This window comes from Roseococcus sp., assembly GCF_965227005.1.
Lineage (GTDB): Bacteria > Pseudomonadota > Alphaproteobacteria > Acetobacterales > Acetobacteraceae > Roseococcus.
In genome coordinates, this window is record NZ_CBDDFJ010000018.1 from 221066 (window position 1) to 234137 (window position 13072).

Annotated in this window: 12 protein-coding genes and 1 CRISPR repeat array; of the genes, 5 read left to right on the top strand and 7 right to left on the bottom strand. The window is 68.9% G+C overall.

Annotation, left to right across the window (positions count from 1 at the left end; translation table 11 throughout):
• Positions 1-35: 35 nt before the first annotated feature.
• The gene (locus tag ACO057_RS09670; protein ID WP_421991052.1) at positions 36-1190 is read right to left on the bottom strand and encodes a DegT/DnrJ/EryC1/StrS family aminotransferase; all 1155 of its coding nucleotides are present in this window, start codon (positions 1188-1190) and stop codon (positions 36-38) included.
• Between the two features lie 250 nt (positions 1191-1440).
• Between ACO057_RS09670 and ACO057_RS09675 the strand changes: the two genes are divergently transcribed.
• The gene (locus ACO057_RS09675; RefSeq protein ID WP_421991054.1) at positions 1441-1896 is read left to right on the top strand and encodes a hypothetical protein; all 456 of its coding nucleotides are present in this window, start codon (positions 1441-1443) and stop codon (positions 1894-1896) included.
• A complete protein-coding gene (locus ACO057_RS09680) occupies positions 1890-2108 on the top strand; it encodes a hypothetical protein (RefSeq protein WP_421991056.1) in 219 nt (72 codons plus the stop codon). Before ACO057_RS09675 ends, ACO057_RS09680 begins: the two co-directional genes overlap by 7 nt.
• Before the next feature lie 30 nt (positions 2109-2138).
• On the opposite strand, the gene ACO057_RS09685 is transcribed toward ACO057_RS09680, so the two are convergent.
• A complete protein-coding gene (locus tag ACO057_RS09685) occupies positions 2139-3719 on the bottom strand; it encodes a DHA2 family efflux MFS transporter permease subunit (protein ID WP_421991058.1) in 1581 nt (526 codons plus the stop codon).
• A gap of 26 nt (positions 3720-3745) precedes the next feature.
• Positions 3746-4894: an HlyD family secretion protein gene (locus ACO057_RS09690; RefSeq protein ID WP_421991060.1), complete on the bottom strand. Its 1149-nt coding sequence runs from the start codon at positions 4892-4894 to the stop codon at positions 3746-3748.
• 132 nt (positions 4895-5026) lie between these two features.
• On the opposite strand from ACO057_RS09690, the gene ACO057_RS09695 reads away from it, so the two are divergent.
• Positions 5027-5641, top strand: a complete 615-nt coding sequence (locus ACO057_RS09695) for a TetR/AcrR family transcriptional regulator (protein ID WP_421991062.1) — start codon at positions 5027-5029, stop codon at positions 5639-5641.
• Here the strand turns inward: ACO057_RS09695 and ACO057_RS09700 are convergent.
• Positions 5626-6219: a TetR/AcrR family transcriptional regulator gene (locus ACO057_RS09700; protein ID WP_421991172.1), complete on the bottom strand. Its 594-nt coding sequence runs from the start codon at positions 6217-6219 to the stop codon at positions 5626-5628. The genes ACO057_RS09695 and ACO057_RS09700 overlap by 16 nt on opposite strands.
• A gap of 127 nt (positions 6220-6346) precedes the next feature.
• Between ACO057_RS09700 and ACO057_RS09705 the strand changes: the two genes are divergently transcribed.
• Complete coding sequence (locus ACO057_RS09705) at positions 6347-6751, top strand: RidA family protein (RefSeq protein ID WP_421991064.1); 405 nt, start codon at positions 6347-6349, stop codon at positions 6749-6751.
• A 73-nt stretch (positions 6752-6824) separates the two neighbouring features.
• On the top strand, positions 6825-8285 hold the full coding sequence (locus ACO057_RS09710) for an amidase (RefSeq protein WP_421991066.1): 1461 nt from the start codon (positions 6825-6827) through the stop codon (positions 8283-8285).
• A 138-nt stretch (positions 8286-8423) separates the two neighbouring features.
• Positions 8424-9245: direct repeats of the CRISPR family, unit length 29 nt; unit sequence GTGTTCCCCGCAGGCGCGGGGATGAACCG.
• Positions 9246-9286: 41 nt separating this feature from the next.
• Here ACO057_RS09710 and ACO057_RS09715 read toward each other — a convergent pair.
• From ACO057_RS09715 to ACO057_RS09725, 3 genes are read right to left on the bottom strand one after another with little or no spacing between them, the layout of a single operon-like run.
• A complete protein-coding gene (locus ACO057_RS09715; protein WP_421991068.1) occupies positions 9287-10513 on the bottom strand; it encodes a c-type cytochrome in 1227 nt (408 codons plus the stop codon).
• Complete coding sequence (locus tag ACO057_RS09720) at positions 10510-12276, bottom strand: GMC family oxidoreductase (protein WP_421991070.1); 1767 nt, start codon at positions 12274-12276, stop codon at positions 10510-10512. Before ACO057_RS09720 ends, ACO057_RS09715 begins: the two co-directional genes overlap by 4 nt.
• A 2-nt stretch (positions 12277-12278) precedes the next feature.
• The gene (locus ACO057_RS09725) at positions 12279-13022 is read right to left on the bottom strand and encodes a gluconate 2-dehydrogenase subunit 3 family protein (protein ID WP_421991072.1); all 744 of its coding nucleotides are present in this window, start codon (positions 13020-13022) and stop codon (positions 12279-12281) included.
• Positions 13023-13072: the final 50 nt, after the last annotated feature.

Consider the following 13072-nt stretch of genomic DNA (forward strand, 5'->3'; position numbering starts at 1 on the left):
TTGCGCCGTCAAAGCAATCCTTAGTTGCGGTGCGGCTAAACGGCCCGGAGTACGGCCGCGCAGACGCGGTCCACCTCGTCCTCGGTGAGATAGGGGTGCATGGGCAGCGACATCACCTGGTGGCACAGCGCCTCGCTGACGGTCAGCGCCGGGGCCGCCGAGAGCCCCGCCGCATGCGCGCCCTGATAGGCCGGCTGATGGTGCAGCGGCTTGGGGTAGTAGACGCCGAAGGGAATCCCGTCCGACTTGAGCGAGGCCTGCACGCGGCCGCGCTCCCCGCCGTCCGCGAGGCGGATGGTGTAGAGGCCCCAGGCGCTCTGCGCCTCGTTGGAGGTGCGCTGGAGCGCGACCTTGCCGGTGAGCCGGGCGGCGTACCAGGAGGCGACCTTGGCGCGGTCCTTCAGCTCCTGCTCGAAGAGGTCCATCTTGCAGAGCAGGATGGCGGCCTGGAGCGTGTCGAGCCGGCCGTTCATGCCGGTGCGCAGCACCTCGTAGCGGCCGCCGCCCTCGCCATGGGTGCGCAGCGAGCGATAGAGCTCGGCGCGCTCGGCGCTCTGGGTCAGCATCGCGCCGCCATCGCCGTAGCAGCCGAGAGTCTTGGTCGGGTAGAAGCTGAGCGTCGTCACATCCGCGTGGCAGCCGAGCGCCTTGCCGTGGAGCGTCGCGCCGAAGGACTGGGCCGCGTCGTCCACCGTGATCATGCCGTGCTTCTTCGCGATGGCGTTGAGCGCGGGCCAGTCGGCCGGCAGGCCGAAGAGATCCACGCCCACGATGGCGCGGGGCTTCAGCTTGCCTTCCTTGATCACCAGCTCGATGCGGCGTTCGAGGTCGGCGAGGTCGATGTTGAAGGTGTCGGGATCCACGTCCACGAAGATGGGCGTCGCGCCCAGCACCAGCGGCACCTCGGCGGTGGCGGTGTAGGTGAAGGCGGGGAGGAAGACCGCGTCGCCGCGGCCGATGCCCTCGGCCATCATGGCGATCTGCAGCGCATCCGTGCCCGAGGAGACGCCGACGGCATGGGCGCAGCCGGCGAAGGCGGCGAGGCGCTGCTCCAGCTCGGCGACCTCGGGGCCGTTGATGAAGCGGCCGGAGGAGAGGACATGCGCGATGCGGCGATCCAGCTCGGGGCGGATCAGCGCCTGCTGGGCCTGCATGTCGAAGAGAGCGATGGGACGGGTCTGGTCGTTCATGGCGCTTTCGTGAGCCAGGGGCGCGGATCGATCAAGCCCCAGTCCCTTCAAGCTGTGTGACCAAGCGCTACGGTCCATCGCCAAATTATAACTAAATCGAAACGTGTGGTGCGAATGGGGAATTTCGTCTTGCCGGATTCCAGGCGAGGCGCGTCGTAAATTTGAATGCAAAGATCTATACTTCAATGCATATTCCTTGCGCTGGCCCGGGTTCCACGTCTCCCGAAAGGCCGAGGGAAGGGAAGCGCCGATGCCGACGCAGGAAATTCTGGATTCCATGGACACGCGCCGGGTCGGCGCCATGACGCTGATCCAGTCGAAACCGGGCCAGAGCACCGCCCGGAACATCCGCGGGGTCGGCTGCAAGATCTACAACTTCAGCGACCCCAATGCGGCGGTGAAGCTCGCCGCGATCGATGCCGGCGTCGCGAAGCTCGCGGACAAGGGATACCCCCTGCCGAAGCAGATCACCTTTCTCCTCTCGAACGAGGCGCAGGGGTTCCTGCGGGCGCCCACCGAGGCTTATGCCCGCAACAAGGCCGGCACGCTCGAGGTCAGCATCTTTCTCGGCATCAATGCCGTCTACGACGGCGGGCAGGTGCAGGGCGCCCTGGGCATTGCCCATAAGCTCGATCGGAAGAAGAAGGGCACCTACACCACGACGGTCGTCGTGCATGAAATCGGCATGTCCTGCACGACATGCTGAGCACGGATTATTTCTGGTCCACCGCCGCCGGCGCCGGGCTGGTGGGCGCGGCCGATACGATGCTCGCCCATAGCGAGATCAGCCCCTATGCCGCGACCAATCCCAAGGAGGTCGTGGCGGAGATCTTCTGCGCCCACAACATGGGCTACAAACTGAACAACAAGAAGGTCATGCCGCTCTACACGCGCTTCTCCGGCCCGGCCCTTCGCTGAGGCCGCTCCGGTGGCGGCCGGCCGGCGCCGTCAATGCCCGCCGCCCCCGCCCCCTGCCTTGGGCTTGCGCAGCAGCAGAACGAGCGGCAGCGCGGCCGCGAAGAGCCCGCACATCACCAGCAGCACGTCGTTATAGGCGAGCACCAGCGCCTGCTGCTCGACCATCTGCGACAGCCGCCGCAGCGCCGCCACCTGCGCCTGCGCCTCGCCCAGACGGGGCGTCAGCGCGGTGGTCAGGTTCTCCAGCCATTGCGTCGCGACGACCCGGCCCGAGCTCACCTGCTCGGCCATGTGCAGCCGGTGCGCCGCGCCGCGATCGGTCACGATCGTGTTGATCAAAGCGAGGCCCACCGCGCCGCCGAGATTGCGCATCAGGTTGTAGAGGCCCGAGGCGTTCTTCAGCCGCGCCGGCGGCAGGGTGCCGAGCGCGATCTGGTTCACCGGCACCATCACCATCATCGTGCCCACGCCGCGCAGGCCGAGCGCGAAGTACATCTCCCAGAAGCCGGAGAGGACGGTGAGGTCCGCGGTGATCCACAGCGCATAGCTCATGATGGCCAGGCCCATCGCCAGCACGACGCGGATGTCCATGCGCTGGGCCATCTGGCCCACGATGGGCGCGGCGACGAACATGGCCAGGCCCGTGACGAACATCGTCTCGCCGATCTGCAGGCTGTTGAAGCCGCGCACCCGCCCGAGGAAGAGCGGGATCAGATAGACCGAGCCGTAGAGCCCGATGCCGAGCAGGAAGGCCAGCACGCTGCCGACCGCGAAGTTCCGGTCGGAATAGGCGAAGAGGTCGACGATGGGGTCCTTGCGCGTGAAGGCGCGCCAGAAGAACAGCGTCCCCGCCACCGCGCCGACGCAGGCGAAAAGGGCGATGGTCTCGTCCTGCAGCCATTCCCAGCGCGGGCCCTCCTCCATCACGTATTCGAGGCTGCCGAGGAAGATCGCCATGAAGGCGAGGCCCCACCAGTCGAAGCGCGCGAGCAGGCTGCGGTCGCCCTCGTCGATGCGCATGGTGGACCACACGACGGTCGCGATGAGGATGCCGAAGGGCACGTTGATCAGGAACAGCCAGTGCCAGGAGAAGGTCTCGGTCAGCAGGCCGCCGAGCGTCGGGCCGATGGTGGGCGCCATGGTCGCCGTCAGGCCGATGAGCACCGAGACGCGCGTGCGCTGCTGGGGCGGGAAGATCGTGAAGGCGGTGGCGAAGACGGTCGGGATCATCGCGCCGCCGAGGAAGCCCTGGGCGGCGCGGAAGGCGATCATCAGCGGCAGCGAGGTCGCCGTCGCGCAGGCGAGCGAGAAGACCGTGAAGCCCACCGCCGAGATGGTGAAGAGCACCCGCGTGGAGAGCAGCCGCGACAGGAAGCCCGAAAGCGGGATCATGACGATCTCCGCGATCAGGTAGGAGGTCTGGATCCAGGAGGCCTCGTCGGGGCTGGCGGCGAGACCCGCCTGGATGTCGGAGATGCTGGCCGAGACGATCTGGATGTCCAGGATCGCCATGAACATCCCCAGCACCATCACCATGAAGCCGAGGAATTTTTCCCGCGACACGGCCGGAATGGCGGGGGCGGCGGGGGCTCCCAGGGTGGTGGCGGACATCGCGCGCGGCCTGCCGGATCAGCCGCTCAGCGCAGGCGCAGCGTCGCGGCGGCGGCGGCGAAGACGCCGCTGGGCGCGGAGGGATCGGCGCGCAGGTCCACCCGCGCCTCGACCGACAGGCCGGGGCGCAGCACGGCGGCGTCCTGTCCGGCATCGAGGGCGATGCGCACGGGCACGCGCTGCACGATCTTGGTGAAGTTGCCGGTGGCGTTCTCGGGCGGCAGCAGGCTGAACAGCGAGCCGGTGGCGGGGGCGAGGCTCTCGACCCGGCCATGCAGCTCGGGGCCGGCATCGACCGACAGCGTCACCGGCTGGCCGGGGTGCATGCCGCGCAGCTGCGTCTCCTTGAAGTTCGCCACCACCCATTGCCGCTCCGGCGGCGGGGCCACGGCGATCAGGTTCTGCCCCGGCCGCACATGCGCCCCCAGCTGGGCCGAGCGATTGCCGACGAGGCCGGCGAAGGGCGCGCGGATCACGGTATAGGCGAGGTTGCTCTCGGCCAGGACGAGCTGAGCGGCGGCCTCCTGGCGGCGGCCCTGGGCGGTGGCGAGCTGGCCTTCCAGCACGGGCAGGGCGGCGCGGGCGGCGGCGGTGGCGGCCTGGGCGGCGGCGACGCTCGCCTCGGCCTTGCGGCGGTCGGCGGTGGTGCGCTCGGCATTCTCGCGGCTGCCGAAGCCCGACTGGGCGAGCGAGCCGTAGCGGCCGGCATCGGCGGTGGCGCGCACGCGCTCGGCCTCGGCCTGGGCGATCTGCGCCTCGGTGGAGGTGATCTGGGCGCGCTGCTGCTCGATCTGGGCGTGGATGGTGGTGATGCCGGCCTCGGCCTGGCGCAGCGTGGCGGCGGCGGAATCGCGCCGGGCGCGCCAGTCGCGGTCCTCGAGCTGGATGAGGGGCTGGTCGGCCTCCACCTGCTGGTTGTCGGCGACCAGGATGGCGGCCACGTCGCCCTCGATGCGGGCGCCGAGCAGGACGATGTCGCCCTGGACATAGGCGTTGTCGGTGGAGGTCATGTGGCGGCCGACCTTCAGCCACCAATTGCCGCCCAGCGCGGCGCCGAGGACCACGACCAGCAGGATCAGCGGGCGCAGCCGGCGGAAGAGCGAGGGCTTCCGCGCCGCCGTCTCGGGCGGGGATTGCTGGGTGACGGCGGGAGACTGAGGGGTCTGGGCATTCATCGGACTAAACCGTTCAGTTCAGTGGGCGCATATGGCGGAGGCGGCGGGTTTGGTCAAGAGTAAACTGAACCGTTCAGTTCAGTCTTGAAATCCGCGCCGGCCCATGCCCATAACAGGGCCATGAGTGCGCAGATGGACAACGTCGACGAGATTTCCCCCAAGCGCCGCCAGGTGCTGGACGCCGCCGGCCGGCTTTTCACGAGCGAGGGCTTCGCCGCCGTCTCGATGGATGCCGTCGCCCGCGAGGCCGGGGTCTCCAAGGCGACGCTCTACGCCTATTTCACCGGGAAGCACGCGCTCTTCGGCGCGGTGGTGGCCGAGCGCTGCGTGGCGATGGTCGAGGCAAGCCGGATCGTCAACGACCACGACGCCCCGCTACGCGAATGCATGCGCCGGCAGGTGGATTTCTGGCTGCGCTTCCTGATCAGCCCGGCCGCCATCGGCACCTATCGCACCGTCCTCGCCGAGGGCGGCCGCTTTCCCGATCTGGCCCACGCCTTCTATGAAGCGGGGCCCGCGGCGGGGCTGCGCTGGATCGGGTTGTGGATCGCCGAGGAGCAGCGGCGCGGCCGGCTGCGCGCGGAGATCGACCCGCGCCGGGCGGCGCCGCAATTCACGGCCCTGCTGCGGGGCGACCTGTACATCCAGGTCGCGCTGGGGCTGATCCCGGTCCCCTCGGAGGAGGCCATCGTCGCCGAGGTGGATGCCGCCACCGACACCCTGCTGCGCGCCTACGCCGCTGCCTGATTCAGCAGCCCGCCAGCGAGCAACCGGAAGGCCTCGACCGCCTTGCCCAGCACGGCGGCCGGATCCTTCGAGGCGGCGACCCAGAGCGAGGCGTTCAGCGCCGCGCCATTGAGCAGGCGGGCCGCGGCCTCGGCATCCACCGGCTTGATGGTCCCGTCGTCGATCAGGGCCTGCAACGCCTGCGTGGTCGTCCGCAGGCAGGCCATCTGGTTGGGCCATTGCGAGGGATCGCCCAGTACCGCCGGGCCGTCGAGCAGCATGATGCGCTGGATCTCGGGCTCCAGCGCCATCTCGATATAGGCCGCGCCCTCGTCAAGCAGGGATTGCCAGCGGCTGGCGGCGCGGTCGCGGACGAGTCCCGTCCGCGCCAGCATCTCGGCGTCGATCTGCTCGATCACCGCTCGCAGCAGGCCCTTCTTGTCGCCGAAATTGTGATAGAGCGCGCCGCGCGTGAGGCCGGCCTCTGCCGTCAGCTCGTCCATCGAGGCGGCCGCGAAGCCCTTTTCCGCGAAGGCCTTGCGCGCCGTGCGGATGAGCCTGGCCCGCGTTTCCTCCATCATCAGCGCCCGACGACCCATGGCCACGACAAACTTCCTATTTCCGCATACGCGACGTATGTGAATTGACATACGCGACGTATGTCCTAAATATGCTCGCATACGGGGCGTATATCAAGTTGCCCTGGTCCCCTCACAAGGAACTCCCATGACCAAGCGCGACGCGATCTTTCCCGCCGGCCGGCAGGCCCTCTACGACATCAACAGATACTCGGCGGCGATCCGCTCGGGCGATCTCCTCTTCGTCTCCGGCCAGGTCGGCAGCCGCGAGGACGGTTCGCCCGAGCCCGATTTCGAGAAGCAGGTGGAGCTGGCCTTCGCCAATCTCCGCAAGGTCCTGGCGGCGGCCGGCGCCAGCTTCGGCGACGTGGTGGACGTGACCACCTTCCACACCGATCCCGCCACGCAGTTCGGCATCGTCAAAGAGGTCCGCTTCCGCGAGATCGGCGAGGCGCCCTATCCCAACTGGACCGCCGTGGGCGTGACCTGGCTTTCGGGCTTCGACTTCGAGATCAAGGTCATCGCCCGCCTGCCGCAGGCGACCTCGGCCTGACCGGCTGTCCCGACGCATCGCCGCGTCCTAGGCTGCCCGCTTCCAGGACGGGTGGACCGACATGACCTTGGCGATGAGTTGGGACGAATGGGCCGGCCATGACGCGACGGCCCTGGCCGGCCTCGTCCGCAAGGGCGAGGTCACCCCGGCCGAGCTGGCGGCCCAGGCCGCGGCCGGTGTCGCGAAGATCAACCCCGCCGTCAGCGCCGTGGTCGAGGTCTTTGGGGATGCGGTCGCCGATCCGGTGGCCAATGGCACGGAGATCGCGGGGCCCTTCGCGGGCGTGCCCTATTTCATGAAGGACCTCGGCCCCACGCTGAAGGGCCGTCTGCAGGAGATGGGCTCGAAGCTCATGCGCGGGAACCGCGCGGCCGCCGACAGCTTCCTGGCCGGGCGCATCCGCAAGGCGGGGCTCAACATCATCGGCCGCAGCACGACGCCGGAATTCGGCACCTGCTCCTCGGCGGAGAATCCCGAGGTCTATGTCACGCGCAATCCGTGGAACACGGGCTTCACCACGGGCGGCTCCTCGGCGGGGACGGGGGCGCTGGTGGCGGCCGGCGTCACGCCCATCTCGCATGCGACCGATGGCGGCGGCTCCATCCGCATCCCGGCGGGGTGGAACGGCAATATCGGGCTGAAGCCCTCGCGCGGGGTCTTCTCCATCGCGCCCTATGGCTCGGACCTCGCCAGCGTCGTTTCCATCCAGGGCTGCCACACGCGCAGCGTGCGCGACACCGCCGCCTTCGTGGATGCCTGCCGGGGCGGCGCGCCGGGCGAGTTCATGCCCTATTGGACCGCGCCCGAGCCCTATACCTCGCTCATCCGGCGCGATCCGGGCCGGCTGCGCATCGCGCTCTCGCATGAATGGGGCGACTACCGCGCGGAGCCCGCGCTCGTGGCCGAACTGGAGAAGGCCGGGCGGCTGCTGGAGGGCCTCGGCCATCACGTGGAATGGGTCGTGCCCGAGGTCGATTTCCGCGCGGCCTTCGCGGCGCAGACGGCCTGCTACATCACCAATTTCGCCCAGACCATCGCCGCCCTGCTGCGCGCCAAGGGGCTGGAGAGCCCGCCGCCCGAACTGGTGGAGCGGATGAACATCCGCATCTGGGAGGCAGGGATCGGCGCAACCTATTCCGAGCGGACGGCGATGCAGGCGGGCTTCAACCTCGCCTCGCGCCAGTTCGGCGCCTGGTTCGAGGAATGGGACGTGATCCTGACGCCGATCACCGCGAAGCCGACGCCGGCGGTCGGGACGACGGAATACCTCACCATCGCCGACAACCCCTCGGTGCAGGACTGGTTCGCCAACCTCTGGGGCATCTTCGCCTATACGCCGCTGTGCAATCTGGCGGGGATTCCGGGGATCTCGCTGCCCATGGGCGAGCAGGCGAACGGCCTGCCCTTTGGCATCCAGGCCATCGGCGGTCTCGGCCAGGACGGGCTGCTGCTGCAACTGGCAGCGCAGGTCGAGCGGGCGCTGGGAGAATGGAATGGCGGGCGGCGGCCGGGGGTGCATGTCACGGCGGTTTGACCGCGGGGTGGAGGGGCGGTTTTTTGCTCTTGAGGGCGTTCATGGCGTGGTAGGAATTGTGGCTCCATCGGGCGTCAAAAAGTTGGTGGAATCTTTGACATCCGAATCTGCGCGCCTTTTCAATAGGCTCTGGGAAGAGTGTTCCCCGCAGGCGCGGGGATGAACCGATTTGCCAGCCGTTCTCATTGGCAAGCTGACGGTGTTCCCCGCAGGCGCGGGGATGAACCGGTGCTAGGGGCGGCGAGCACGAGCTGCTGGTCGTGTTCCCCGCAGGCGCGGGGATGAACCGTTCGGCGAGCCGCCCCAATGCCTCACGCGGTGGTGTTCCCCGCAGGCGCGGGGATGAACCGGTGGCGACCGCCGAGAAGAAGAAGGCGAAGTAGTGTTCCCCGCAGGCGCGGGGATGAACCGGGTCTGCTGCTCCTGGGCACCAGACACGACAGGTGTTCCCCGCAGGCGCGGGGATGAACCGAGCCTCAGTGACGCGTCCACGCCAATGCGGGGGTGTTCCCCGCAGGCGCGGGGATGAACCGTCTTCGACAATCAGGTGCCGGACGATTGGCGGGTGTTCCCCGCAGGCGCGGGGATGAACCGGCAACCGTCCGCTCCGTGGCATCGACCAGCGGGTGTTCCCCGCAGGCGCGGGGATGAACCGTGGACCTATCCGACGTTCTGCTGGCCCGACAAGTGTTCCCCGCAGGCGCGGGGATGAACCGCCTTGGGGCGTGCCAAGAAAGCCAGGGCGAATGTGTTCCCCGCAGGCGCGGGGATGAACCGAAATATGGTGTCCCATGGTGTCCCACCGTCCCGTGTTCCCCGCAGGCGCGGGGATGAACCGCCGAGGGCGTAGTAGCCGTCGCCACCAGCATCGTGTTCCCCGCAGGCGCGGGGATGTACCGAAAGGGCCGACGCTCGCGACAATCGCCTCTCTGTGTTCCCCGCAGTTGCGGGGATGAACCAATCACGGACGCCGTCCAAAGGTCACCTCGCAACCAGCTAAATCACCGGCGCTCCAAAGCCCGCCGCATATCGCGCACCTGGCTCTCCGCCACCACCGGCGCCGCATTGCCCCAGCTGTTGCGGACATAGGTGAGCACCGCCGCCACCTCGTCGTCGGAAAGGTTCCACGCGAAGGAGGGCATGGCCGGTCCGGTTGGCCGCGCATCGGTGGTTCCCGCCCGGCTACCCGCCAGCACCACGCGGATCAGCGAGGTCGGATCGTCATGGACGACCAGCGGCGCCTCGGCCAGCCGCGGGAAGAGCCGCGCGATGCCCTGGCCATTGCCCACATGGCAGCCCGAGCAGCGGTCCGCATAAATGGCCGCGCCGCGCGTCATCTCCGGCGTGTTGGCCGCAGCCGGCGTCCGCGCCGCGCTCTGGCCGCCGAGGCTGCGCAGATAGACCGCCGTGGCCCGCAGATCGGCCTCCGTCCAGTGCTGCGAGGAGTGGCGCACCACATCGGCCATGGGTCCGCTCGCGATGTCGTAGCGGTTGGCGCCGGTGCGCAGGTATTCCGCGATCTCCTCCACGGACCAGGCGCCGATGCCGCTGTGCGGATGGCCGGTGATGTCGGGGGCCAGCCAGCCATCCACGACGCCGCCCATCACGAAGCGGCTGTTCACGTCGCCGCCCGTGAGGCTCTTGGGCGTGTGGCAGGTGCCGCAATGGCCGAGCCCCTGCACGATATAGGCGCCGCGATTCCACTCCTCGCTCTGCTGCGGGTCGGGCACGTATTCGCCCGGCGTGAAGTTCAGCATGTTCCAGCCGAGCAGGCTGAGGCGGATGCTGAAGGGGAAGGGCAGGAGGTTTGTCTCCACCTCGACGCGCACGGGCTCCAGCGATTGCAGATAGGCCCAGATGGCCGCGTTGTCGGCCGCCGTCACGCGCGTATAGGCGGTGTAGGGCATGGCCCCGTAGAGATGCGCGCCGCCGCGGGCCACGCCGCGCGACATCGCGCCCTGGAAATCCGCCAGCGTCCAATTGCCGATGCCCGTGTCGGGGTCGGGCGTGATGTTCGCGCCGACCAGGCGGCCGAAGGGCGTCTCGATCGGCACGCCGCCGGCGAAGGGCTGGCCGCCGGGCGCGGTGTGGCAGGCCGCGCAATCGCCCAGCACGGCCAGATAGCGCCCGCGCTCCACCTGCTCGAAGGAGGCATCGCCGCGCGCATGGGCCACCACGCCGGCCAGGGCCAGCAGCCCGATCCCCGCCAGGGCGGCCGCGCGCCTCACGCCGGCACCAGCGCGCCGGGGGCCTTCAGATAGGGGCCCCGGATCGCCGCCGCCGCCTTATAGGCGAGAGCCCCCACCGTGCCGGTCGGGTTGTAGCCAGGGTTCTGCGGGAAGGCCGAGGCGCCCACCACAAAGAGGTTCGGCACGTCCCAGCTCTGGAGGTATTTGTTCACCGCGCTCGTCTTGGGATCCGCGCCCATGACGAAGCCGCCCACCACATGCGACGACTGGTAGGGCACGGAGTTCCAGTTCCCCGTCATCGGCCGCTCGACGATCTGGCGCGGCCCCATGGCGCGGGCGATCTCCGCGACCTTGGCGGTGCACCAGCGCGCCATGCGCAGGTCGTTCTCCGGAAAATCGAAGGTGACGCGCAGCAGCGGGCGGCCCAGCCGGTCCTGATAGGTCGGGTCCAGCGAGAGGTAGTTGGTGCGGATGGCGTAGCTCGAGGCCTCGCAGCCGATGGACATGTTGCTGGCATAGGACTTCACCGTCTGCCGCTTCCATTCCGAGCCCCAGCGCGGCGTTCCCGGCGGGGTCGGCCGGCTGCCGATGGGGGCCGCGCCGATCGGCGTCACGCGGCTGCTGCCGCCGCCGAAGAAGCCGAGGCCGGAATGGTCGAAATTGTCGTTGTTGAACTCGTCGATCCCCATGCCGATCGCGCCGCCGCCGATGAAGGGATTGAAGTTCTTGTCGTCGAAGAACATCTGCACGCTGTTGGCCGTCTGGTAGCAATAATTGCGCCCGGTGGTGCCCTCGCCCGTGGCGGGATCATAGGGCTGGCCGATGCCCGACATCAGCATCAGCCGCACATTCTCGAAAGTGAAGGCCGTGACGACCACGAGATCGGCCGGCTGCTCCCATTCGCGCCCGGAGGTGTCGACGAAGACGACGCCGGTCGCGCGCCGGCCCGCGGGGTCGAGCGTCACGCGCAGCACTTCCGAATTGGTGCGCGCGGTGAAGTTGGGCTTGCGGATGAGCACGGGCAGCACCGTCGTGATGGCGCTGGCCTTGGAGTAGTTGGCGCAGCCGTAATTGGTGCAGAAGCCGCAGAAGGTGCAGGGCCCCATCGTGACGCCGAGCGGGTTGGTATAGGCCTCCGACAGCAGCCCCGAGGGGACGGGGAAGGGCTTGTAGCCCATCTCCCGCGCGGCCTTGGCGAAGAGCGTCGGCGCATAGGGCTGCTTGGTCGGGCCCGTCGGATATTCGCTGGAGCGCGGCCCCTCGAAGGGATTGCCGCCCTCCTGGATCGCCCCGCCCAGATTGCCGGCCTTGCCGGAGATGCCGGCCAGTCGCTCGAAGGTTGCGTAATGCGGCTCCATCTCGTCCCAGTCGGTGCCCCAGTCCTGCAAAGTGAGCTCGGCCGGCATGGCGGCCGCCCCGTATTTTTCCAGCAGGTGGCTCTTCAGGCGGAAATCACTCGGGCCGAAGCGGAAGTTGATGCCGGCCCAATGGTTGCCCGCCCCGCCCGTGCCGTTGCCCGGATGGAAGGAGCCCCAGGCGCGCATGGGCAGCGCCGTTTCGGAGGGGTTGTTGCGGACGGTGATGGCGTTCTGCGCCGTCTGCAGCATCAGCTCCTGGCGCTGATTGTAGCGCAGCTCGTCGGCGGCGGAAGCGATGTTGAAGTCGCGTGCCGTGTCGCGCCAGGGGCCGCGCTCGATGCCGACGACGTCCAGGCCCTCCTCGGTCAGCTCATGGGCGATGATCGCGCCGGCCCATCCCAGGCCGATGACGACGACGTCCTTGCGGGGAAGCTTCGTGGCCATGCTCAGCTCCTCCGCCGCCATTCGGGGCGTCCGGCGATGGACAAGGGCGGGAGGTCGAGCCGCTCGTTATGGCGTTCCACATAGTCGCGGTAGTCGTAGCGCGCGCCGGGGAAGCCGAGCATCTTCCACGACACCATGTCGCGATTGCCGCCATAGATGGGGTCCGCGAAGAAGCCCTCCATCGTGTTCTGGAGCAGCGCCTCGAAGAGCATCTTCGCCTCGAAGCCGGGCAGGGTGATTTTCCCACCCTCCAGTTCGGTGAGAATGCTGTCGCGCGTCTCGGGCGGCAGCTCGGCGAAGGGGCGCTGGTGTTGCTGGCGGCAGAAGGCGTCGAGCGCCGCGAGGCCGCGCCGGTAGCGCTGCTGCGGCACGAGCGCGGATTGGTCGCCCTGCTGGGGCGTGCCCTCCTGGAAGGGGCCCTGGGTGTAGAGCTTGGCCGAGGTGCCATGGGTGCCGGCGAGCTGGCGGTCGATGAAGACGGCGCAACCGGCCTCCTTGCCCGAGGGACTCAGATCGTCGGCGGGGATGAGGCGCTCCACCGCCGCCTCGACGGCGCGGGCCTCCTCGGGGGTGAAGAAGAGCCAGCCCTGGCCCTCCGGCAGTTCAGGCGGCGAGTGATCCAGGGGCGAGAAGGGCTGCTCGCCCTGGAGGATCGCGGCCTGGGCCGGCTGGATCTGTTCCGCGAGGGCGGCGGCGGCGGCCGTCGTGGCCAGAACCTGACGGCGCGTCGTTTGGGGATCCGGCATTCCGCCTCCAGGGACAGGCACCCGCCGGACGCGGAGGGTGTCCTTCCCTG